Source organism: Belnapia sp. F-4-1, from assembly GCF_000802185.1.
Classification (GTDB): domain Bacteria; phylum Pseudomonadota; class Alphaproteobacteria; order Acetobacterales; family Acetobacteraceae; genus Belnapia.
This window is the reverse complement of the sequence record NZ_KN676113.1, coordinates 73,315-94,823: the sequence shown is the minus strand read 5'-3', so window position 1 is coordinate 94,823 and position 21,509 is coordinate 73,315. Positions and strand designations below refer to the sequence as shown.

Genomic DNA, 21,509 nt, shown 5'->3' with positions numbered 1-21,509 from the left:
ATGCTCGGCAGAAGGCAGGTCCTGGCGGCAGCAGCGGGGGCGCTCGCAACCCCCTCCCTTGTCCGCGCGGAGGAGACGACCGGCGTCACCGCCGGCGAAATCCGCATCGGCAACATCATGCCCTATAGCGGGCCGAACAGCGCTTATGGGGTGATCGGCAGGACGGAGCAGGCCTTCGTCCGGATGCTGAACGAGACCACCAGCTTCGCCGGCCGCAAGATCAACTTCCTCAGCTACGATGACGGCTTCAGCCCGCCGAAGACGGTGGAGCAGGCGCGGCGGCTGATCGACCAGGACCGGGTCGCCTTCCTGTTCAACCCGCTCGGCACGCCCACCAACAACGCCATCCAGCGCTACTGCAACCAGCGGAAGGTGCCGCAGCTCTTCGTTGCCACGGGCGCAGACAAATGGGGGAACTGGCAGGACTTCCCCTGGACCATGGGCTGGCAGCCGAGCTACCGGACCGAGGCGCAGATCTATGCCAAGCACCTGCTGGCGGAGCGGCGCGACTTCAAGCTGGCGATCGTCTACCAGAACGACGATTTCGGGAAGGACTACATCGCCGGCCTGCGCGACGTGATCGGCGCGGAGCGCTTCGACAAGGTGACGAAGACGGTGTCCTTCGAGATCACCGACCCGACGCCGGACAGCCAGATCCTGTCGCTGCAGAGCAGTGGGGCGGATGTGCTGATGATCGCGCTCGGGCCCAAGGCGGCGGCGCAGGCGATCCGCAAGGTGCACGACATCGGCTGGCAGCCGCTGCGCTACCTCACCAATGTCTCGCTCTCGGTCGGCGCCGTCATGCAGCCGGCGGGGGCGGAGAAGGGCGTCGGCATCATCACCTCGGGCTACCTGAAGGAGCAGGGGGATGCGGCCTGGCGCGAGGATGCGGGGATGAACGAGGTCCGCGCCTTCGTCCGGCAATGGATGCCGGAGGCGGACCTCAACGACTCCAACGTGGTCTATGGCTACGGGCTCGGCTGCACGCTGCGGCAGGTGCTGACCCAATGCGAGGGCAACTTCTCGCGCGAGAACATCCTGCGCCAGGCAGCGGGGCTCCGGGAGGTGGCGCTGCCGGTGCTGCTGCCCGGCATCACCCTGCAGACCGAGCCGCAGGATTACCGGCCGATCCAGAAGATGCAGCTGCAGCGCTGGGACGGCGCATCCTGGGTCCGCTTCGGCGGGCTGATCGAGGGTGCGAGCGTGTAGAAGAAAGAAACAGGGAGAACAGACGCCATGATGCCGACGCGACGCCATTTGCTTGCGGCAGGTGCCGCAGCGCTTGCCGCCCCCGCCATCGCCCGCGCTCAGGACACGCCCGGCGTCACCGCCAGCGAGATCCGCATCGGCAACACCATGCCCTATAGCGGGCCGGCGAGCGCCTATGGCAGCATCGGCCGCTCGCACCAGCATTTCTTCAGAATGATCAACGAGCAGGGCGGCATCGCCGGACGGAAGATCAATTTCATCACCTATGACGATGGCTACAGCCCGCCGAAGACGGTGGAGCAGGTGCGGCGCTTGGTCGAGCAGGACAAGGTGGCCTTCCTGTTCAACACGCTCGGCACGGCCAGCAACAGCGCCATCCTGCGCTACGTCAACCAACGCAAGGTGCCGCATCTCTTCCTCTCCACCGGTGCGGACAAGTGGGGGAACTACCAGGACACGCCCTGGACCATGGGCTGGCAGCCCAGCTACCGGACCGAGGCGCAGATCTACATGAAGCACATGCTGGAGCAAAAGCCGAACGCCAAGCTCGCGCTGCTCTACCAGAACGACGATTTCGGCAAGGACTACGTCACCGGCGTCAAGGACGTCCTGGGCGCGCGCTATGACAGCATCGTCAAGCCGGTCTCCTACGAGGCGACGGACCCGACGATCGACAGCCAGGTGGTCTCGCTACAGGCGAGCGGGGCGGATGTGCTGCTGACGGCGGCGACGCCGAAATTCGCCGCGCAGACCATCCGCCGCGTCGCCGATCTTGGTTGGAAGCCGCTGCATTACCTCACCAATGTCTCCATCTCGGTCGGCACGGTGATGGAGCCGGCGGGGCCGGAGCGCGGCGTCGGCATCATTACCTCGGCCTATCTGAAGGACCCCACCGATCCGGGCTGGGCCAATGATGCGGGGATGAACCAGTGGCGGGCCTTCATGCAGAAATACATCCCGGACGGGGACATGAAGGATGGTAGCTTCCCCTTCGCCTTCGGCATTGCCACGACGCTGATGCAGGTGCTGAAGCAGTGCGAGGGGAACTTCGCCCGCGAGAGCATCATGCGGCAGGCGGCGAACCTGAAGGCGCTGGAAATCCCGACGCTGATCCCCGGAATTCTCGTAAACACGGCGCCGGATAACTTCCACCCGATCCGGCAGATGCAGCTGCAGAAGTGGACCGGCAGCACCTGGGAGCGGTTCGGCAGCCTCATCGAGGGGGCGAAGGTCTAGGAATACCCCACGAAGCCGCTTTGCGCCTCTGCGGGGGCGGATTTTCGCTTGGCGTCCAAGGCCTCGCCCAGCCTTCCGCGGCAAAGCCGCGGAAGGACACCAAGCAAGAGTTGGTCAGCTCGCCTGGGGCGTGATGCGGGTGATCTTGGTGCCGTTCAGCGCCAGCGCCGCCATCAGCCCTTCTTGGTTGAAGGTGATGGCGTAGACCGGTTCGGTCAGCGTGGTGGAAGAGGCATTGGCCTGAAGGCCGCGGTCGAGCGCGACCACGGTCGGGCCGGTGCCGATCTCCCAGCCGTCGCGGCGGCGGAGCGTGGCGGCGGCCTGCTCCGTCATGAAGAACATGGCGAGGCCGGCCGCCTGCGCGCCGGCGAGGAAGCCGAGCGAAAGGCCAGCGATGGAGTAGTAGCCCTCCGTCCGCTCGCCGCGGATCAGCGCGCCCTGGCCGTACTGCCCGCCGACGATGAAGCCGCCGCTGATGATGCGCGGGAAGACCAGCACCGCTTTCGCCTCGCGCAGCAGGTTCTGGCTCTGCGGCAGGGCGCGGAGGCGGACCAGGGCGGCGGCGACATCGGCATCGATCTCGCGCTGGGTCTCGGCCGCGGCCGGGCGTGGGGTGGTGACGGCGCCGGCCGAGGCGCCGGCTAGCATCAGGGCCGAGAGGGAACGCCGGGTGAAACCGGTCATGGCGAGCTCAACCTCCATGGTTATGTTGCGGCGCAACGCCGAAGGTCGAGGGCGGGTTTCGGAACGGAACGAATCAAACTCAGATTTTTCGCCGCAGCATGCTGATGCCGGCGGCGGCGAGCGCGAAGCCGGCGCCGGCCGCCATGGCCAGCTTCGGCCCGCCGCCGGCCTGGAAGATCAGCGCCGTCATCGTCGTGCCGATGGTCTGGCCGAGCAGCCGCGCCGTCGCCTGCATGCCGCCCGCCCCGCCGCTGCGGGCCTTGGGGGCGGCGGAGAGCATGGTGCGGTTGTTCGGCGTCTGGAAGAAGCCGAAGCCGAAGCCCCCGAGGCCGACGGCGAGGCCGAGCAGCACGACCGGCGCGGCGCCGGGGAGGGCGATCACCAGACCGAGCGCGACAGCGAGCGTGCTGCCGCCCAGCATGCAGAGGAGGGCGGTCGGCAGGCGGTCCGAGAGGCGGCCGGCGAGCGGGGCGGCGACGGCCAGGGCGACGGGCCAGGGCGTCATCATGAAGCCGGTCGTCGCTTGGTCGTGCCCGTTGGCGATGAAGTGGAAGGGCAGGGAAACGAAGCCCAGCGACCAGGCGGCGAAGGCGCAGACCGAGGCGAGGGCGGAGATGGCGACCGGCGGCAGGCGCAGCAGGTCGAGCGGCAGCAGCGGAGCCGGGCGTGTCAGGTCGCGGCGGATGAGGGTGATGCCTGCGGCGATGCCGCCTGCCATCAGCACTGCGCCGGCCCATGGCAGGGCGAAACACAGGTCGATGCCGAGGAAGAGCAGGCCGAAAGCAAGGGCCGCGAGGCCGGCGGCTACGGCATCGAAGCGGCGATGGGCGCGGGGCGTCTCGGGCAGGGTCAGGCCGCCGAGGATGGTGGCGGCGAGGCCGAGCGGCACGCCCACGGCAAAGAGCCAGGGCCAGGGGCCGAGGGCGAGGATAGTGGAGCCGAGAGTCGGGCCGATCGCCCCGGCCAGGGCGACGGTCAGGGTGTTGAAGCCGATGGCGCGGCCGAGCTGGTTGCCTGGATAGGTGTAGCGGATGAGGCCGGCGGTCAGCGCCATCACCGCCGAGGCGCCGATCCCCTGCACCACCCGCGCCGCCACCAGCGCCGGGAAGGAAGGGGCGAGGGCGCAGGCCAGCGAGGCGCAGACATAGAGCACGAAGCCGCCGAGGTAGACGCGGCGGAAGCCGATGATCTCGGCGAGCGAGGCGAAGGAGATCAACGTCGCCACCACGACGAGCTGGTAGCCGTTGCTGAGCCAGATGACGCTGGCTGGGGCGACGCCGAGATCGTGGGCGATCGCCGGCAGCGCCACGTTGATCATCGAGGTGTCGAGCACGGTAACCAGGATGGAGAGAAGGATGGCGATTGCCGCCAGGCTGCGCCGCGGCTGCGGCAGTCCGTCCTGCGGCGTCATTCCCTTCCCTGGTCCCCCGGCGTTCCCTCGGGGAACAGGCTACTCGGCGGCGGCGGTGACCGGAAGCCGGGGCAGCGCGACGCCGACCAGCACGTCGCGCGTGACGATCGCAGCGAGCTGGTCCTCGCTCCAGCCTTCGGTACCGGCGGGGCGCATCGGCAGCACCATCCAGCGGTAGTCGGCGGTGCTGTCGACGACGCGGATCTGCGTTGCCGGCGGCAGCACGGTGCCCCATTCGGCCAGCACCGCGCGCGGCTCGCGGACGGCGCGGGCGCGGTACTCAAAGGATTTGTACCAGTGCGGCGGATAGCCGAGCACGGCGCGGGGGTAGCAGCTGCAGAGGGTGCAGACGACGAGGTGATGCAGGCCGGGGCGGTCTTCGAGCACGCCGAGGGGTGGGGCGCCGGTCATGGAGACGCCCATCTGCTCCGCGGCGGCGGCGCCGTTGCTGAGCAGGAGGCGGCGGTATTCGTCATCGCGCCAGGCGCGGGCGACCATGCGGGCGCCAATCTCCGGGCTGGCGCGGTCGGTGCTAGCCTGGCGCTCGGCGATCTCCTGCTCGGTGACGAGGCCGCGCGCGGCCAGCGCCGCGACGAATTTCTCGAGGAGGGCGATGGATTCGGGGCGGGCCGGGGCGCTCATGCGGCCTCCTGCGATGGGGTTGCGGGCTCGAGCCAATGCTCGAAGATCTCGACCAGGAGGCTGTCGCCGGCTTCGCCCTCGGCCCAGATCGGCGGTTGCTCGAAAAGCACGTGGTAGAGCGGGCGGCGCGGCGCCGGGCGGGCGAAGGCGAGGTCCTCGGGGTTGGGGAACTCGCCGAGCACGGCCTGGACCACGCCCTCGCGGCCGCGCAGGTAGTGCGGCGTGCGGATGTGGCAGGGGCCGCGGCGCTCGGGCCAGTCGTCCCTGACCCGGATGCGGGTGCCGGGGGCGAAGGCGGCGGTCACCGCAGCTCCTCCGGCGGGATGACGCCCTTCTCGACCATGAGCTTGCTGATCGAGGTCAGCCAGCGCTCGTAATAGGACAGGGCGAAATACTCGGCCTCGGGGATGCTCTCGATGCCGCGCCGCAACTCGTCGACGGTCATGAAGCCCTTCTGGGCGAGGATCTGGCGGATGGCATCCACCCGCTTGCCGAAGTCGTCGGGCGGGGCCTCGTCACGCTCGACCGGGGAACAGCGGTAGCGGCTGGCGCCGCCGAGGTCGTGGATGGCAGGTGCGGGGGCGTCGCTCATGCGGAGAGGCTAGAGCAAACCCCGGGCGGGTGGAAACACCTGGAAGGGTTATTTTGCCCGTCCGGACCACGGGCCGGGGCGGTTCCGCAAGCGCAGCCGAAGCGGATGCGGATTTGGGACGGCCGCCCGGCCTTCTCAGTCGCCGATGACCTCGTCCGGCATCACCCCCCAGATGTCGCGGCGCCTGATCCAACCGCTGTAGTCGCCGATCCGGGCCTCGCACCAGGCGCTGCCGGCCTCGCAGCGGCGGAGGCTGCCGATGACGCCGGGGCGGAGATGGGCGACGGCCTCGGCCTGCTCGTCGGGGCGGCGGCGCAGCGTCCGCTCCTCGCCCTGGACGATGAAGGTGCGGCGGGAGGTCAGCAGGGGGCGCTGCACCCAGCCCTCGGTGCCCTCCGGGTCGCGGATGCGGCGCCAGACCTGGTGCTCCTCGATGATCTGCACCGGCAGGTCCTTCCGCTGATAGGTCCAGTCGATGCGGAAGCGCAGGTCCGGGCCGATGCGGAGATTGACCTGGTTGGAGCCGAGGGCGGCAAAGCGGGGCAGTGGGCGGCCGGTGTCGGCGCCGACGGTCGGGGCCGGCGGCGGCGGGGGTGCTGCCGGAGCGGGGGGCGCGATGGCGACCGCTGCCGCGCCGGCCGCGGCACCGGCGGCTGCGGCGGCTGGGGCAGCACGGCGGCGCTGTTGCTGCTGGGCCTGGCCGGGCGGCGTCGCCGGGCGGGTGGCGGTGGTGCCGGGGCGGGGCTGGACGGTCGGCGTGGCCTGGGCGGCGGGTGGGCGGGCCGGTGCAGCCTGGGCCGGTGCAGCCTGGGTCGGTGCCGCCTGGCCAGGCGCCGTCTGAGCCGGGCGCGCGGGCGCTGCGGTGCGGGGCGCCGACGGGGCCTGCGGTGGCTTCGCCGGAGCGGGCCGCGCGGGGGCCGGCGGCTGCGGCGCCTGGGCTGTGGGAGCCTGGGCGGGAGCCGGGGCTGGAGCAGGCGCGGCGGCGCGGGGCGGCGGCAGGCTGCCCTGCTGGCCGAGGCTGCTCTGTGCATGGGCGGCTGGCGCAGCGAGGGCCAGGCAGAGCAGGAGGATGGGGCGGGGGTGCATCACAAGGAGGGGATGCCAAGCCGCCCCCCCCGAGGTCAAGCTACAGCGTGGCCATCTGCCCATCGCCGATGGCGGCAAGGAAGCTGGCGATGCCCGCCACGGTGACGGAAGGGCGGAGGGGCGCGGCCTCCAGCCCCTCTGTGCGGAGCCCGGCCTCGCAGGCAAGGAAACGAAGGCCGAGCTCCTCGGCCGCTTCCAGCAACGGGGCGATGCCGGCGACGCCGCGGGCAGAGACTGCCGCCTCGCGCGGGTCGGCGAGCAGGGGAGACTCGGCCAGCAGCAGGCGGCAGCCGGCATTGGTGGCGAAAAGCGTCACCTCGCGCCCCAGCGCCGCGGCGCCGGTGGCCAGCACCAAGGCGTAATGGGCGCGCTCATGCCCGGGGGAGATCAGCAGGATGCCGAGGGGCTTCGGCATTCAGGCGGCCGAGCAGGCGAGGGGGGCGGGCGCCGCATGGGCCGAGAGGTCGCGGATGGTCACAGCCTCGCCGCAAAGGGCGCAGCCAGGGTCGCGGCGGAGGCGAATGGTGCGGAAACGGGTGTCGAGCGCGTCCCAGAGCAGGAGGCGGCCGGACATGCCCTCGCCGATGCCGAGGATCTCCTTCAGCACCTCCGTCGCTTGCAAGGTGCCCATGACGCCGGTGACGGCGCCGAGCACGCCGGCCTCAGAGCAGGAGGGCACCAGGCCCTCCGGCGGCGGCTCCGGGTGGAGGCAGCGATGGCAGGGATGCGGGGCGCCGAGATGCGACTTGAAGGTCGAGAGCTGCCCCTCGAAGCGCAGCACCGCGGCCGAAACCAGCGGCCGGCCGAGCAGGTGGCAGGCATCGCCGAGCAGGAAGCGGGTGGCGAAATTATCGGTGCCGTCGCAGATCAGGTCGTAGCGAGGAATCAGCGCCGTGGCGGAGTCCGCATCGAGGCGAATGGGGTGGGTTTCGACCCGGACCTCCGGGTTGAGGCCGGCCAGGGTCTCAGCGGCGCTCTCGGCCTTGTTGCGGCCGAGACGGGCGGTGCTGTGGATCACCTGGCGCTGGAGGTTGGAGAGCTCCAGCGCGTCATGGTCGACGAGGCCGATGGTGCCGACGCCCGCCGCGGCCAAATAGAGGGCAAGGGGGGCGCCGAGGCCGCCGGCACCGACCACCAGAACCCGTGCCGCGCGCAGCTTCGCCTGGCCGGTGGCGCCCACATCCTGGAGCAGGATGTGGCGGGAATAGCGATGCAGCTCGGCATCGGTGAAGTCGAGGTCCATCCCCGGCATATGGGCGCCCGACCCGGGCGGCGGCAAGATCAGTCGGCGAAGGCGCCGGCGGCCTGGATGATGGGCCGCCAGCGGGCGACTTCCTCCGCCAAGAAGCGGCGGTGGAAGGCGATGGAGGCGCGCTCCTCCGTGGCCGGCTCAGTCGCCAGTTCGGCGAAGCGGCGGCGGAGGGCCTCGTCCTTCATCGCCGCGCGCAGGGCGGTGGAGAGGGTCGCCTGCACATCCTCCGGCGTACCGGCGGGGGCGTACATGGCGTGCCAGGTGGTCATGACGAGGCCAGCGAAGCCGGCCTCGGCGGTGGTCGGCAGCCCCGGCAGCTCGGCGAGGCGCTCCGCGCTGGAGACGGCGTAGGAGGCGATGCGGTTGTCCTTGATGTAGGGCACCGTATTGGTCGCCTGGTCGCAGAGCAGGTCGAGCCGGCCCGCCATCAGCTCGGCCATGGCCGGGCCGGTGCCGCGGAAGGCCACCGTCGTCGCCCGGGCGCCGGCCGCCTGCTGCAGCAGCACGCCGCAGAGATGCGAGGCGGAACCGAGCCCGGCATGGGCGAGGTTCAGCCGGTCGCCGCCCTCGCGCAGCGCGGCGACATAGGTGCGGAGGTCGGTGGCGGGAAAGCCGGGGCGGGCGACGAAGGTCATCGCCGCGTCGGAGACGAGGCCGAGCGGGGCGAAGCTCTCCAACACGTCGTAAGGCAGCTTGCGGTAGAGGGTCGCGCTGGCGGCGAAGCCGATGTTGTTGACCAGCAGCGTGTAGCCATCCGGCCGCGCCTGGGCGGCGCGCTGCGGGCCGACCAGCGAGCCGCCGATCGATTCGACCACGACGGGCTGCAGCAGCGCGCGCCCCAGGGCGTCGGCGAGGATGCGGGTGATGGTGTCGGTCGGTCCGCCCGCGGCACCGGCGGCGATCAGGGTGACGGGACGGCTGGGGAAGGGCTGGGCGACCGCGGTGCCGATCAGCAGCAGCGGCAGGATGAGTAGGCGGAGGGTGGTCGTCATGGAACCCTCCCTAGTTCAGCCGGAGGCCGAGGATGTGCTGCGGGTCGGGCTGCAGCTCGCCGCGTTCGACGCGCTTGACGATGTCGGTCAGCGCCGCATTGGCCGGGGTGGCGAGGCCGATCTCCTTGGCGCGGTCGACGATGAAGCCGTTGAGGAATTCGATCTCGGTGCGGCGGCCCTTCACCATGTCCTGGCCCATCGACGGGCGGTGCGCGCCGCCGCCGGGCTTGCCGGCCTCGGCGAGGCGGTGGTCGTCGTAGAGGCGGCGGGCCTCCGGGTCGCCCTCGCCGGCGCGGGCGATCACCTCCGGATCGATGTGGTGGATTTCCTCCAGGCTGTAGCCGAGCGCCTGGCCGGTGCGGATCGCCTCCGAGCCGAGGCGGGCGGTGAACTGGCGCAGCGTGTCGTCGAGCAGGATCTCGCGGGAAACGAGGCCGGTGCAGGCGGAAAGGCCGTTCGCCATCGCGTTGGTGACGAGCTTCGACCAACGCTCGCCCCAAAGGTTGCTCGTCACCTGGGTGCTGTCGGAAAGGGCAGTGAGGCGGCCGATCTCCTGCGCCCGCTCGGTGATGCGGCCATGCACCTCGCCGACGCGGAAGACGGTGTGGGACGTGCCCGACTTGCCGGCGGCGCGGCGGACATGGCCGGGCTCGCAGAGATCGACGGTGATCGAGCTGGCGATGGCGCCGAGGGTGCGGCCCCAGCCGACGATGCCGGCGATGGTCTCCTCGTTCATGCAGTTCTGCAAGGAAACACAGAAGCCATTGGGCGCCAGGTACTGCCGCACCATCAGCGTCGCCCAGGCGGTGTCGTAGGACTTGACGCAGATGAAGGCGATGTCGAAGGGGCGTTCCTTCGACACATGCTGCAATTCGGTCAGGTGAATGGCGCGGACGGGAACGGTGAATTCCGGCACGTCGCGCAGGTGGGAGATGCGCAGGCCATCCCGCCGCATCGCCTCGATATTCTCCGGCCACATGTCGACGAAGGTCACGTCCTCGCCGGCCTGCGCCATATGCGCGCCGGCATAGCCGCCGACCGCGCCGGCGCCGATGATGGCGATGCGGTTGCCCATGGATGCGTTTCCTCGTTGTTCGGGGAAGTATGGGGCCAGTGCGCATCCCAGTCCAAGGGGGGGCGGCGAGGGAGTGTTCGCAAAGCGCGGCTTGGCAAAGCGGCCGGGGCGCGCTTCCCTGATCGGCAAGAGCCGGGGGGTGGAAGCGCATGGCGGCATTGCTGGAGGGGTTGTTCCGTGCGCGGTCAGTGGCGCTGGTGGGCGCGACCGACCGCTCCATCTGGTCCAGCGCAGCACATGCCAATTTCGCCCGTCTCGGCTTCACCGGCCGCATCCATGTGGTGAACCGCAAGGGCGGCACGGTGCACGGCCTTACGGCGGCGACGAGTTGCGCGGCAATCGGCGAGCCGGTGGATGCGGCGCTGGTGATGGTGCCGGAGGCCGCCATCCCGGAGGCCTTCGCCGACCTGCGTGCCGCCGGCATCCGGCATGCGGTGATGCTGACCTCAGGCTTCGCCGAGGTCGGCGCCGAGGGCGCGGCGCGGCAGGAAGCCCTGCTGGCCGAGGCGCGGGCGCAGGGGGTGACGCTGCTCGGGCCCAACTGCCTCGGCTTCATCAACTATGCCGACCGGGTGCCGATCTGGACGACGCAGCCGCCGCTGCCCGTGCTGCGAGGCGGCAGCATCGGCGTCGTGTCGCAGAGCGGGGCGACGGCGGGGTTCATCGCCGCCTTCGCGCACCGGCAGGGGATGGGACTGAGCTACCAGATCTCCACCGGGAACGAGGCGGATGTGAATGTCGCGCGGGTGGTGGATTTCCTGGTGGACGATCCGGCCACGCGGGTGATCGGTCTTTTCCTCGAGACGGTGCATGAGGCCGGGACGCTGGCCGGGGCGGCAAGGCGGGCGCTGGCAGCCGGCAAGCCGATCGTCGCCATCAAGATCGGCGCCAGCGAGACGGCGGCGCGGGCGGCAGCGGCGCATACCGGCTCGCTGGTCGGTGACGACCGGGTCTTCGAGGCAGCCTGCAGGCAGCTCGGCATGATCCGCGTGCCCTCGATCGAGGCGCTGGTCTTCACCGCCGGGCTGCTGGCGCAACGCGGGCCGGTCCGCAGGCGCGGAGTAGGGCTGGTTTCCATCTCGGGCGGGGTCTGCGAGATGGCGGCGGACCGGGCGGAGGAGGCCGGGGTCGCCGTTCCCACCCTTGCGGCCCAGACTGTCTCGGCCCTGCGGGCGGTGATGCCGGCCTTCGGCACGCCGAACAACCCGCTCGACGTCACCGGCGGGGCGATGCTCGACCCGGCGCTGTTCGAGCGCAGCCTGGCGCCCCTCGGGCGCGACCCTTCGCTCGGCCTGCTTGCCTGCTTCATGGACCTGCCGGACACGGCGGAGGAGATGGCGAGCTATCGCGGCGAGATCATCCGCGCCATCGGCGCCGGCTTCCGCGCCGCCGGGTTGCCCGCGTTGATGCTGAGCGTGCTGCCGCGGCCGGTGACGGAGGCGGGGCGGGCGCTGCTGGCGGAGACGGGCATCGCCTATCTCGGCAGCGGCGTGCCGGAGGGGCTAGCCGCCATCGGCCGGGCACTCGACTGGTCGGCGCGGCAGGAACGTGGGCTCGCCGAGGTTGGGATGCCGGAGCCGGATGCGGCGCGGCCGGAGGGCGAGCGGGCGACGCTCGCCTGGCTGGCGGGGCGCGGGGTGTCGGTGGTGCCGCAGCATCTCGCCGCCGATGCCGAGGCGGCGGCCGGGGCGGCGCGGGCGATGGGCGGGCCGGTGGTGCTGAAGATCGCCTCGCCGGACATCGCGCATAAGAGCGATGTCGGCGGCGTCGCGCTCGGCCTCGAGGGCGATGCGGTGGCGGAGGCTGCCGGGCGCATCCTGGCGAGCGCGCGAGCGGCGCGGCCGGAGGCGCGGATCGAGGGCGTCGTCGTCGCGCCGATGCGGCGGGGCGGGGTGGAGCTTTTCGTCGGCGTGTTGCGCGACCCGCTCTGGGGGCCGGCCATCGCGGTCGGGCTCGGCGGCGTCTGGGTGGAGCTGCTGCGCGACACCAGCCTGCGCCTGCTGCCGGTGACGCCGGAGGATGTGCTGGAGATGTTCGCCGAGCTGCGCGGGGCGCCGTTGCTGGAAGGCTATCGCGGCAGCGCGGGCATCGACCGGCAGGCGGCGGCGGAGGCCATCGCCCGGATCGGCGATGCGGCGTTGGCGCTCGGCCCGGGCCTGGCGGCGCTGAAGGTGAACCCGCTGCTGGCGGGGCCGGATGGTGCCGAGGCGCTGGATGCGCTGGCGGTGTGGGAGCAATGAGCATGGACGAGACGCGCATCCCGGTCCTGATCGGCGCCGGAGAGGTGGTGGACCGCCCCGCAGAGCCGCGCCTGGCGCTGGAGCCGGCGGCGCTGATGGCGGAGGCGCTGCGGCGCGCGGCCGAGGATGCCGGAGCACCCGCCCTGCTGGAGGCGCTCGACAGCCTCGACATCGTCAACAGCGTCTCCTGGCCGTATCACGACCTGCCGGCGGCGCTGGCGGCGCGGCTCGGCCGGGCGCCGCGGCGGCTGGTCTATGGGCCGGTGGGCGGCGAGAGCCCGGTGCGCTTCCTGCACGAGGCGGCACTGCGCATCGCTCGCGGCGAGAGCGAGGTCTCGGCCGTGGTCGGCGGCGAGGCAACCCATGCGGTGGCGCAGGCGCGGAAGGCCGGGATCGAGCTGCCTTGGACCGAGCCCGACCCCCACTGGCGGCGGACGCGGGGGCGGGACTTCCTGCATCCGCTCGCGGTGCGGCTCGGCGTCGCCGACCCCGTCACGGTCTATCCCTTCTACGAGAATGCGGTGGAGGCCTATCTCGGCCAGAGCCCGGCCGAGGGGCAGGCGGAGTCTGCGGCACTGTGGTCGGCCTTCTCAGGCGTCGCGGCGCGCAACCCGGCGGCCTGGTTGAAGCGCGAGTACGGCGCGAAGGAGGTCGGCACGGCGAGCCCGGCGAACCGGCCGATCGCCTATCCCTATACCAAGCTCCAGGTCGCCAACCCGATGGTGAACCAGGGCGCGGCGCTGTTGCTCACCAGCCTGGCGCGGGCGCAGGCGGCGGGCGTGCCGGAGGAGCGGATGGCCTTCATCCAGGGCGGGGCGGCGGCGGTGGAACCGCGCGACTACCTGAACCGGGACCACTACCACGAGGCGCATGCGCAGAATGCCGTGCTCGATGCCTGCGCGCGCATCGCGGGCGAGGGCTTCGGCATCTGCGAGCTGTATTCCTGCTTCCCCTGCGTGCCGAAGATGGCGGCGCGGCGGCTTGGCCTGCCGCAGGGCGCGGTGCCGACGACGACGGGCGGGCTCACCTTCTTCGGGGCGCCGCTCAACAACTACATGACGCATGCGGCGGCGGCGATGCTCCGGGCGCTGCGCGCGGCGGGCGACCAGCCGGCGCTGCTCTACGGGCAGGGCGAGTTCGTCACCAAGCACCATGCGGTGGTTCTGGCGCGGCGACCGGCGCCGGGCGGGCTGGCGCCCGACTACAGCGTGCAGGCGGAGGCGGACAGCCGCCGCGGGCCGGTGCCGGATTTCGCCGAGGCGGCGGAAGGTGCGGCGCGCATCGAGACCTTTACCGTGCTGCATGACCGCCAGGGCGCGCCGGAGCAGGGCGTCGTCATCCTCCGGCTGGAGAACGGCAGGCGCGGGTTGGCGAGGGTGCCGGCCGGCGACGAGGCCGCCATCGCCCTGCTGCTACGGCGGGACCGGACGCTGGTCGGCACGCCGGGCCGTGCGGTGCTGGCGGCGGATGGCGTGGCGGAATGGCGGCTCGCCTGAGTTCGAACCCAGACAGGAGGGGACAGCATGTCGAGGAAGCTTGAGGGGAAGGTCGCGCTGGTCACCGGCTCCGGCCGTGGCATCGGCCGGCAGATCGCGCTGAAGCTCGCCGGTGAGGGCGCCCGCGTCGTCGTCAACGACCTGGACGACGGGCCGGGCGGCGAGACTGTCGCCGAGATCGAGGCGGCAGGCGGGACCGCCATCGCCTGCAATGGCGATGTGACGAAGGACGGCTTCGCCGAGCGCTTCGTGCAGGCGGGCATCGACAGCTTCGGCGGGCTCGACATCATCGTCAACAATGCCGGCTACACCTGGGACAACGTCATCCAGAAGATGTCGGACGAGCAGTGGATGGCGATCCTCAACGTCCACCTGACGGCGCCCTTCCGCATCATGCGCGCCGCCTCCCGCTTCATCCGCGAGGCGGCGCGGCAGGAGGCTTCCGAGGGGCGGGAGGTGTTCCGCAAGGTGGTGAATGTCAGCTCCACCTCCGGCGTCTACGGCAATGCGGGGCAGGCGAACTATTCCACCGCCAAGGCCGGCATCATGGGGCTGACCAAGGCGATGGCGAAGGAGTGGGGGCGGTACAAGGTGAACGTGAACGCCGTCGCCTTCGGCCTCATCATGACGCGGCTGACCGAGGCGCCGGCGCATGGTGGCGCAACGATCGATATCGCCGGGCGGGAGATCGCGGTCGGCGTGCGGCCGGAGGTGCTGAAGAATGCCGAGACGATGATCCCGCTCGGCCGCGGCGGCCGGCCGGAGGAGGCGGCGGGCTCGGTCTACCTGCTGTGCATCCCCGAATCGAACTACATCAGCGGGCAGATCCTCGAGGTGACGGGCGGGCGTCCGTAACGGAGCGCGCGCCGGGGTTGCGGCCGGGCGGCGGCTGCAACCCCACGCAGCCTGGAGCATTGCGGCAGGAGGCCCAACCCCAGGCAGGAGCCGCAGCGTATGCGCGCCAACCGGCTGACGATCTACATCCTCATCGCCATTGTGCTCGGCATCGCCGTCGGGCATATTTGCCACGAGACTTGGCCGGATCCAACGACGGCCAGGTCGATCTCGGGCTACATTTCCCTCGTCACGGATATCTTCCTGCGGCTGATCAAGATGATCATCGCGCCGCTGGTCTTCTCGACGCTCGTCGTCGGCGTCGCGCATATGGGCGACACCAAGGCGGTTGGCCGGATCGGGGCCAAGGCGATGACCTGGTTCATCGGCGCCTCGGTGGTTTCGCTGCTGCTCGGGCTGGTGCTGGTGAACCTGCTGCAACCGGGGGCGGACCTCAACCTGCCCTTGCCGGATGCAGGGGCTTCCTCGGGTGTCGCCACCTCCTCGCTCTCGCTCAAGGATTTCGTCGCGCATCTCGTGCCGCGCTCGGTCTTCGAGGCGATGGCGCAGAACGAGATCCTGCAGATCGTCGTCTTCTCGCTTTTCTTCGGCGTGGCCTGCGCAGCGCTCGGCGAGCGGGCGAAGACGGTAGTCGCCTGGACCGAGGAGCTGTCGCATGTGATCCTGAAGATCACCGGCTACATCATGGGTCTCGCGCCGCTCGCCGTCTTCGCCTCGATGGCGGCGATCATCACGACGCAGGGCCTTGGCATCCTCGTCACCTACGGGAAGTTCGTCGCCGAGTTTTATCTCGGGCTTGGCATCCTCTGGTGCTTGCTGGCCGCCGTCGGCTTCGTCTTCTTCGGCCGGCGCGTGTTCGAACTGATCAGCCTGGTGCGGGAGCCCTTCCTGCTCGCCTTCAGCACGGCGAGCAGCGAGGCGGCCTATCCGAAGATGATGGAACAGCTCGTCCGCTTCCCGGTGAGCCGGCGGATCGTCAGCTTCGTGCTGCCGATGGGCTATTCCTTCAACCTCGACGGCTCGATGATGTACTGCACCTTCGCGACCATCTTCATCGCGCAGGCCTACAACATCGACCTCTCCGCCGGGCAGCAGGCGACGATGCTGCTGCTGCTGATGCTGACCAGCAAGGGCATGGCCGGGGTGCCGCGCGCCTCGCTCGTCGTCATTGCGGCGACCCTCGCCACCTTCAACATCCCCGAGGCGGGGCTGCTGCTGATCATCGGCATCGACCAGTTCCTCGACATGGGCCGCTCGGCAACCAACGTCATCGGCAACTCGCTGGCGACCGCCGTGGTCGGCAAGTGGGAGGGCGAGGAGCCGGCGGTGCCGGAGACGGAGGGCGACTTCGTCCCGGAGCCGCAGCGGGCCTGAACGCAAATCGGGCGGAAGCGATGCCGCTTCCGCCCGTTACCTGGTCTCAAAGGCTGCCCTGAAAAAGCCAGGCACCCAGGGGTGCCGGCATCGGGGCAGTGCCGCGTGGCGCTGCCCCGATCGGGTCCTTTAAATGAACCAGTGGCCCGTGGCTTCGAAGTTCGCGGTCGCCTGGGCGGCCAGCGCGTGCCAGTCGACCGGCTGGTCATGCGACGGGGCCGGTGCCGGGGCCGGGGCCGGGCTGTGCGAGGTATCGCCGGAAGGCATCTCCCACCTGCCGGTGGCGTTGAAATTCGCCAGCACCTGCGCCGCGATGGCGTTCCAGTCCACGGCGCCGCCGGAGGAGCTGCCGCCGCCGTTGCTGCCGCCGCCGCTGCCCGTGCTCGGGGCCGGCGCAGGGGCGGCCTCCGGCGTCGGGGCAGGCGCGGGGGCCGGGGCGCCGCCGCCAAGCGGCTTGAAGTCGATGTGCGAGACGGTGATCGAGGTATCCGGGTTGTTGTTCAGGATGCCGATCGTGTTGTTCATCCCGCCATGGTCGAAGTCCTTCGGAATGTGGGAGGTGATGCTCCCCATATCCCTGCCGTCGACCTTGAAGGTCATCTTCCCCGGCTCCCAGACCAGCTGGTAGTCATGGAACACGCCGCCCTTCACGCCCTCGAACATCTCGGTCTTGAAGGCGTCCTTGCCGTTGTCGTTCCAGTGGACGGTGCCGTACTGGCGGCCGGAGTGGTCGTGCGCATTCTCGACGAGGTCGATTTCCTGGCCGGGCCACTGGTCGTTGCCGGGCCACAGCAGGATGGCCGGACCGGGCTCGTGCCCTTCGATCTTGGCGGTGACCGTGTAGGTCCCGTAACCGTGGCCGGCGGCCTTGCCGCTTGCCCATTGCATCAGGCCCGAGTGACCGGAAAGCGTCACCTCTCCGTTGCGCGGGGCCGGCACGTTCCAGGCGTTGCCGAGTGAGCCGAAGCCCTTGTCGAAGCTCACGCTGAGCGCGTTGTTAGCCATTGAGAGTGGTCCCCAATATCCATTGCCGATGCCGCACGACGCACCTTGCAGCGCAGGATGCGCGGCACAGGGTCGGGACGGCGTCTGGGCTGCAGCAGCCCCCGGGTGCCTTGCGGCACCCGTGTCAACGGCCAGGCTTGTTGCCCCGGCCTTCACCCGAAACCCGGCACGCAAAAGGGCCGAATTCCGAACGAATGTGGTCGATTAAGATACGATTCAACATCAGGCCGCGCTCATGCCCCGACGGCCAATATTGCCGTGGTGCGGGAAGTGGATGCCGGAGCGTCGCTCAAGGCGATGCTTCCGAACCTCTGCCCCGCTGGCGTGAGACGCGCAGTCAACCAAGAAACTGTTCCCCTGTGGTTGAAGCCAAAGGTGCTCACGCTTGTCAGTACCCCGTGAGCGCGGCCTGGGTACGCAAGTAATTGTATACGTTCAAGTGTTGTTTTTCATTTTTGGTGCTGATATGCAACGTCACGCCGCGTAACATGGCGTGATCCTTTGGCGGCTCAATGCCTAAAGAAACGAACGGGGTCGCGCTTTTTGGCGTTGTCGGAGCGTCCAACAGGCCCTGTCGACAGGGTTCGCCAAGGAGCCCCCCATGCCGGAACCGTCGCAGAATTTCAGCCTGACCCTTCGCGTGAATGGCGCCGAGCACCGCGTCGCGGTGGATGCGCGCACCACGCTGCTCGATGCATTGCGCGACCGGCTGCACCTCACCGGCACGAAAAAGGGCTGTGCGCTGGGCCAGTGCGGCGCCTGCACCGTGCTGCTCGACGGCCGGCGCGTCGTCTCCTGCCTTATGCTGGCGGTGATGGCGGAAGGCCGGCAGGTGACGACGATCGAGGGGCTGGCGCGAGGCGATGACCTGCACCCGGTGCAAGCGGCCTTCGTCGAGCATGATGCCTTCCAGTGCGGCTACTGCACGCCGGGCCAGATCATGTCGGCCGTTGGGGCGATCAGTGAAGGACGCACCGGCTCCGACGACGAGATCCGCGAGCAGATGAGCGGCAATCTCTGCCGCTGCGGCGCCTATACCAACATCGTCGCCGCCGTGCGCGACGCCGCCGCGCGGGAGGGCTGAGCGATGCAACCCTTCACCTATGTCCCCGTCGCCGATGCCGCCGGCGCTGCCGCCCGGGCGCTCGCCGGGGCGCAGTTCATCGCCGGCGGGACCGACATGCTCCAGCTCCTGCAGGAGAATGTGGTGCAACCGCAGGAGCTGGCCGACCTCAACGGGCTCGGCCTTGCCGGGATCACCGAGGAGGGGGACGGCGCGCTGCGGCTCGGCGCGCTGACCAGGCTGCAGGAGGCTGCGGACCATCCGCTGCTGCGCGAGCGCTGCGCGGTGGCGGCGGAGGCGCTGGCGGCCTCGGCCTCGCCCATGGTGCGGCACATGGCGACCCTCGGCGGCAACCTGCTGCAGCGGACGCGCTGCCTCTACTTCCGTGATGTCTCGACGCCCTGCAACAAGCGTCAGCCCGGCAGCGGCTGCTCGGCGTTGGAGGGGGAGAACCGCCACAACGCCATCCTCGGCGGCAGCGAGCACTGCATCGCGGTGCAGCCGTCCGATCTCCCCGTGGCGCTTGTCGCCCTCGATGCGGAGGTGCTGATCCAGGGTGCCGGAGGGGCGGAACGCTGGGTGCCCGTGGAGGGGTTCCATCGACTGCCAGGTGATACACCGGAGATCGAGACGGTGATGCAGGACGGCGACATCATCCTCGCCATCCGCATCCCGGCGCATGCGACGCGCTGCCGCTCGCATTACGTGAAGGTGCGGGACCGGGCGAGCTTCGCCTGGGCGCTCTGCTCGGCCGCCGTGGCGCTGCGGCTGGACGGGGAAGGGCGCGTCGCCGAGTTGCGCGTCGCGGCGGGCGGCGTCGCCACCAAGCCCTGGCGGCTGATCCGGGTGGAACAGGAGTTGCTCGGTCACCGGCTCGACCGGGACCGGGTGCGGCTGGCGGCGGTCTGGGCCTCGGAAGGAGCCGTGACGCGGTCGGGCAATGCCTACAAGGCACCGTTGCTGCAGCACACCGTCGAACGCGCGATCCTCGAGCTGGGAGGCTTGGCATGAACGCGATCATCGGCCAGCCGGTCAGCCGGGTAGACGGCCCGGCCAAGGTCACCGGCCATGCGACCTATGCGGCGGAATTCAGCCTGCCCGGCCTCGCCTATGCGGCGATGGTGCTGGCGACCATCCCGCGTGGCCATGTGCGCAGCATCGACCGCAGGGCGGCGGAGGCGGCGCCCGGGGTGCTCGCTGTCATGACGCATGAGGACGCGCCGCGGCTGCCCTACAAGCAGATCGCCCAGCGGCCGCAGGTGGATGCGCAGTCCGGCGAGCAGCTGCATGTGCTGCAGGATGACCAGGTGCGGTTCAACGGCGAGCCGGTAGCGGTGGTCGTCGCCGAGACGCTGGAGCAGGCGGTGCATGCGGCGGAGTTGGTGCGAGTGGAGTATGCGCGCAGCCCGGCAGTGACGATCTTCGACGCCAAGCAGGGGCGGCCGCCGAGCGAGAGCAATGCCAAGGCCGGGCGGGTGCCGGAGCTTGGGCGCGGCGATGCCGAGGGCGCGATGGCGGGGGCGCCGGTGCGTGTCGAGGCTCGCTACGTGCATCCGCGGGAGCATCACAATGCGATCGAGCCGCATGTAACCATCGCGCATTGGGAGGGGGAGAACCTCACCCTCTACGACAAGACGCAATGGGTGGACAATGACCGCAAGGAGATCGCGCATGTCTTCGGTCTGGAGGAGGGGAACATCCGTGTGGTCTCTCCCTTCGTCGGCGGCGCCTTCGGCTCGGCGCTCCGGACCTGGCCGCATGTGACGCTGGCGGTGATGGCGGCGAAGCGCGTCGGGCGGCCGGTGCGGCTGGAGCTGACGCGGCGGCAGCTCTACATGGCGGTCGGCTTCCGGCCGCATTCGGAGCAGCATCTGCGGCTCGGCGCGGACAAGGATGGCAGGCTCGTTGCGCTGCAGCATGACGTCGTCCAGCAGGTCGGGCGCTACGAGGAGTATGCCGAGACGGCGCTCTCGCCGACCAGCCACCTGTACCAGTGCGACAACCTGCACGCGCGCTACCGGCTGGTGGAGATGGACACCAACTCGCCCTGCCCGATGCGGGCGCCGGGCGTGGTGACGGGTGTGCTCGGTCTCGAGATGGCAATGGACGAGCTGGCGGTCGAGTTGGGGATGGACCCGCTGGAGCTGCGGCTGCGCAACTATGCGGAGCAGGACCAGCAGAAGGGGCTGCCCTGGTCGAGCAAGGAACTGCGGGCCTGCTACGAGACGGCGGCGGAGCGCTTCGGCTGGGCGCGGCGCAAGCCCGAGCCGCGCTCGATGCGCGAGGGCGGCACGCTCACCGGCTATGGCATGGCGACGGCGATCTATCATTCCGACCGCAGCGGCGGCTCGGCCTCCGTTGCGTTGACGGGGAACGGGATGGCGGTGGTGCGCAGCGCCGCCTCCGACATGGGGCCGGGGACCTATACCTCGATGACGCAGGTGGCGGCGGAGACGCTGGGCCTGCCGGTCGATCATGTGCGCTTCGAGCTGGGCGACACCAACCTGCCCTATGCGCCGGTGCATGGCGGCTCCATCACCATGGCGAGCCTCGGCAATGCGGTCGTCGCGGCCTGCCAGGCGGTGCAGGGGAAGCTGGCTTCGCTGGTGCGGGCGGCTCAACAGGGGCCCTTCGCCGGGCTGGCGGAGGATGCGGTGGTGGCGCGCGAGGGCGGGCTCGGCCGGGCCGATGGCACCGGCCCGGCGGTACCCTATGCCGAGCTGCTGCGGCAGCACAATCTCGGGTGGGTCGAGGCCGAGGGCAGCGCGCAGCCAGGGGAGGAGACGAAGAAGTACTCCTCCGCCGCCTTCGGCGCGATCTTTGTCGAGGTGCGGGTGGACGAGCTGCTGGGCACGGTGCGGGTGCCGCGCATGGTCGGCGCCTATGACGTGGGGCGTGTCATCAACCCGAAGACGGCGCGCAGCCAGTGCATCGGTGGCATGGTCGGCGGGCTCGGCATGGCGCTGGAGGAGCGGGCGGAATGGGATGCTCGCTTCGGCAAGGTGATGAATGCCAACCTCGCCGAGTACCTGGTGCCGGTGAATGCCGACGTGCCGTCGCTGGAGGCCATCTTCGTCCCCAATGACGACCGCGACTTCAACCCGCTCGGGGTGAAGGGGCTGGCGGAGGTGGCGATCTGCGGCGTCGCGCCGGCGATCGCCAATGCCGTCTGGCATGCGACGGGACGGCGCATCCGCGAGTTGCCGATCACGCCGGAGCGACTGCTGGGGTAGGAGGAGCCATGCGCGGCCGGCATGAGGCGCGGCGCCGTGCCGGCCCCATTTGCGGCGCGACGGT

The 21,509-nt window shown here is 70.4% G+C and carries 20 protein-coding genes; 9 read left to right on the top strand and 11 right to left on the bottom strand.

Going from position 1 to position 21,509, the window contains the following annotated elements; genetic code table 11:
* Both LH62_RS00730 and LH62_RS00725 read left to right on the top strand, forming a co-directional pair.
* Positions 1–1,209, top strand: coding sequence for an ABC transporter substrate-binding protein (locus tag LH62_RS00730; protein WP_043358631.1), 1,209 nt, complete (start codon positions 1–3; stop codon positions 1,207–1,209).
* 27 nt (positions 1,210–1,236) lie between these two features.
* A complete protein-coding gene (locus tag LH62_RS00725; protein ID WP_144404318.1) occupies positions 1,237–2,445 on the top strand; it encodes an ABC transporter substrate-binding protein in 1,209 nt (402 codons plus the stop codon).
* Positions 2,446–2,559: 114 nt separating this feature from the next.
* Here the strand turns inward: LH62_RS00725 and LH62_RS00720 are convergent, their stop codons facing one another.
* From LH62_RS00720 to LH62_RS00670, 10 genes are all read right to left on the bottom strand, one after another.
* On the bottom strand, positions 2,560–3,129 hold the full coding sequence (locus tag LH62_RS00720) for a YSC84-related protein (protein ID WP_043364882.1): 570 nt from the start codon (positions 3,127–3,129) through the stop codon (positions 2,560–2,562).
* Between the two features lie 79 nt (positions 3,130–3,208).
* On the bottom strand, positions 3,209–4,540 hold the full coding sequence (locus tag LH62_RS00715; RefSeq protein ID WP_043358628.1) for an MFS transporter: 1,332 nt from the start codon (positions 4,538–4,540) through the stop codon (positions 3,209–3,211).
* Between the two features lie 39 nt (positions 4,541–4,579).
* Positions 4,580–5,182, bottom strand: coding sequence for a nitrile hydratase subunit alpha (locus LH62_RS00710; protein WP_043358626.1), 603 nt, complete (start codon positions 5,180–5,182; stop codon positions 4,580–4,582).
* Entirely contained in the window at positions 5,179–5,487 is a 309-nt protein-coding gene (locus LH62_RS32570; RefSeq protein ID WP_043358622.1) for an SH3-like domain-containing protein, read from the bottom strand. The genes LH62_RS00710 and LH62_RS32570 overlap by 4 nt, the downstream gene beginning before the upstream one ends.
* Positions 5,484–5,774 carry an SH3-like domain-containing protein gene (locus LH62_RS32565; RefSeq protein ID WP_043358621.1) on the bottom strand — a complete coding sequence of 97 codons (291 nt, stop codon included), beginning with the start codon at positions 5,772–5,774 and terminating at the stop codon, positions 5,484–5,486. Before LH62_RS32565 ends, LH62_RS32570 begins: the two co-directional genes overlap by 4 nt.
* A gap of 135 nt (positions 5,775–5,909) precedes the next feature.
* Positions 5,910–6,860, bottom strand: coding sequence for an SH3 domain-containing protein (locus LH62_RS28885; protein WP_082012267.1), 951 nt, complete (start codon positions 6,858–6,860; stop codon positions 5,910–5,912).
* A 40-nt stretch (positions 6,861–6,900) separates the two neighbouring features.
* Positions 6,901–7,275, bottom strand: coding sequence for a DsrE family protein (locus tag LH62_RS00685; RefSeq protein WP_043358618.1), 375 nt, complete (start codon positions 7,273–7,275; stop codon positions 6,901–6,903).
* A complete protein-coding gene (locus LH62_RS00680; RefSeq protein ID WP_144404317.1) occupies positions 7,276–8,112 on the bottom strand; it encodes a molybdopterin-synthase adenylyltransferase MoeB in 837 nt (278 codons plus the stop codon).
* A gap of 29 nt (positions 8,113–8,141) precedes the next feature.
* Positions 8,142–9,104 carry a tripartite tricarboxylate transporter substrate-binding protein gene (locus tag LH62_RS00675; protein ID WP_043358616.1) on the bottom strand — a complete coding sequence of 321 codons (963 nt, stop codon included), beginning with the start codon at positions 9,102–9,104 and terminating at the stop codon, positions 8,142–8,144.
* A gap of 10 nt (positions 9,105–9,114) precedes the next feature.
* Positions 9,115–10,179, bottom strand: coding sequence for a ketopantoate reductase family protein (locus LH62_RS00670; RefSeq protein ID WP_043358613.1), 1,065 nt, complete (start codon positions 10,177–10,179; stop codon positions 9,115–9,117).
* A gap of 149 nt (positions 10,180–10,328) precedes the next feature.
* On the opposite strand from LH62_RS00670, the gene LH62_RS00665 reads away from it, so the two are divergent.
* The 4 genes from LH62_RS00665 (at position 10,329) to LH62_RS00650 (ending at position 16,144) form a co-directional block, all read left to right on the top strand.
* The gene (locus LH62_RS00665; protein WP_043358611.1) at positions 10,329–12,419 is read left to right on the top strand and encodes an acetate--CoA ligase family protein; all 2,091 of its coding nucleotides are present in this window, start codon (positions 10,329–10,331) and stop codon (positions 12,417–12,419) included.
* 2 nt (positions 12,420–12,421) lie between these two features.
* Entirely contained in the window at positions 12,422–13,915 is a 1,494-nt protein-coding gene (locus LH62_RS00660; RefSeq protein WP_201445395.1) for an acetyl-CoA acetyltransferase, read from the top strand.
* A gap of 27 nt (positions 13,916–13,942) precedes the next feature.
* Positions 13,943–14,770 (top strand): SDR family NAD(P)-dependent oxidoreductase, encoded by an 828-nt coding sequence (locus LH62_RS00655; RefSeq protein WP_043358605.1) that lies wholly within the window; start codon positions 13,943–13,945, stop codon positions 14,768–14,770.
* Between the two features lie 99 nt (positions 14,771–14,869).
* The gene (locus LH62_RS00650) at positions 14,870–16,144 is read left to right on the top strand and encodes a dicarboxylate/amino acid:cation symporter (RefSeq protein WP_052213540.1); all 1,275 of its coding nucleotides are present in this window, start codon (positions 14,870–14,872) and stop codon (positions 16,142–16,144) included.
* A gap of 129 nt (positions 16,145–16,273) precedes the next feature.
* Here the strand turns inward: LH62_RS00650 and LH62_RS32490 are convergent, their stop codons facing one another.
* Positions 16,274–17,149 (bottom strand): family 16 glycosylhydrolase, encoded by an 876-nt coding sequence (locus LH62_RS32490; RefSeq protein WP_043358603.1) that lies wholly within the window; start codon positions 17,147–17,149, stop codon positions 16,274–16,276.
* 601 nt (positions 17,150–17,750) lie between these two features.
* Here LH62_RS32490 and LH62_RS00640 point away from each other — a divergent pair.
* Genes LH62_RS00640 through LH62_RS00630 form a run of 3 tightly spaced genes read left to right on the top strand, consistent with a single transcriptional unit; the run spans position 17,751 to position 21,445 of the window.
* Positions 17,751–18,233, top strand: coding sequence for a (2Fe-2S)-binding protein (locus LH62_RS00640; RefSeq protein WP_043358600.1), 483 nt, complete (start codon positions 17,751–17,753; stop codon positions 18,231–18,233).
* Positions 18,234–18,236: 3 nt separating this feature from the next.
* Positions 18,237–19,223, top strand: coding sequence for a xanthine dehydrogenase family protein subunit M (locus LH62_RS00635; protein ID WP_043358596.1), 987 nt, complete (start codon positions 18,237–18,239; stop codon positions 19,221–19,223).
* Entirely contained in the window at positions 19,220–21,445 is a 2,226-nt protein-coding gene (locus LH62_RS00630; protein WP_043358594.1) for a xanthine dehydrogenase family protein molybdopterin-binding subunit, read from the top strand. Before LH62_RS00635 ends, LH62_RS00630 begins: the two co-directional genes overlap by 4 nt.
* Positions 21,446–21,509 lie beyond the last annotated feature (64 nt).

Coding starts and splice junctions, on each gene's coding strand:
- LH62_RS00730 (WP_043358631.1), top strand. CDS start 1: ATGCTCGGCAGAAGGCAGGTCCTGGCGGCAGCAGCGGGGGCGCTCGCA.
- LH62_RS00725 (WP_144404318.1), top strand. CDS start 1,237: ATGATGCCGACGCGACGCCATTTGCTTGCGGCAGGTGCCGCAGCGCTT.
- LH62_RS00720 (WP_043364882.1), bottom strand. CDS start 3,129: ATGACCGGTTTCACCCGGCGTTCCCTCTCGGCCCTGATGCTAGCCGGC.
- LH62_RS00715 (WP_043358628.1), bottom strand. CDS start 4,540: ATGACGCCGCAGGACGGACTGCCGCAGCCGCGGCGCAGCCTGGCGGCA.
- LH62_RS00710 (WP_043358626.1), bottom strand. CDS start 5,182: ATGAGCGCCCCGGCCCGCCCCGAATCCATCGCCCTCCTCGAGAAATTC.
- LH62_RS32565 (WP_043358621.1), bottom strand. CDS start 5,774: ATGAGCGACGCCCCCGCACCTGCCATCCACGACCTCGGCGGCGCCAGC.
- LH62_RS28885 (WP_082012267.1), bottom strand. CDS start 6,860: ATGCACCCCCGCCCCATCCTCCTGCTCTGCCTGGCCCTCGCTGCGCCA.
- LH62_RS00685 (WP_043358618.1), bottom strand. CDS start 7,275: ATGCCGAAGCCCCTCGGCATCCTGCTGATCTCCCCCGGGCATGAGCGC.
- LH62_RS00680 (WP_144404317.1), bottom strand. CDS start 8,112: ATGCCGGGGATGGACCTCGACTTCACCGATGCCGAGCTGCATCGCTAT.
- LH62_RS00675 (WP_043358616.1), bottom strand. CDS start 9,104: ATGACGACCACCCTCCGCCTACTCATCCTGCCGCTGCTGCTGATCGGC.
- LH62_RS00670 (WP_043358613.1), bottom strand. CDS start 10,179: ATGGGCAACCGCATCGCCATCATCGGCGCCGGCGCGGTCGGCGGCTAT.
- LH62_RS00665 (WP_043358611.1), top strand. CDS start 10,329: ATGGCGGCATTGCTGGAGGGGTTGTTCCGTGCGCGGTCAGTGGCGCTG.
- LH62_RS00660 (WP_201445395.1), top strand. CDS start 12,422: ATGGACGAGACGCGCATCCCGGTCCTGATCGGCGCCGGAGAGGTGGTG.
- LH62_RS00655 (WP_043358605.1), top strand. CDS start 13,943: ATGTCGAGGAAGCTTGAGGGGAAGGTCGCGCTGGTCACCGGCTCCGGC.
- LH62_RS00650 (WP_052213540.1), top strand. CDS start 14,870: ATGCGCGCCAACCGGCTGACGATCTACATCCTCATCGCCATTGTGCTC.
- LH62_RS32490 (WP_043358603.1), bottom strand. CDS start 17,149: ATGGCTAACAACGCGCTCAGCGTGAGCTTCGACAAGGGCTTCGGCTCA.
- LH62_RS00640 (WP_043358600.1), top strand. CDS start 17,751: ATGCCGGAACCGTCGCAGAATTTCAGCCTGACCCTTCGCGTGAATGGC.
- LH62_RS00635 (WP_043358596.1), top strand. CDS start 18,237: ATGCAACCCTTCACCTATGTCCCCGTCGCCGATGCCGCCGGCGCTGCC.
- LH62_RS00630 (WP_043358594.1), top strand. CDS start 19,220: ATGAACGCGATCATCGGCCAGCCGGTCAGCCGGGTAGACGGCCCGGCC.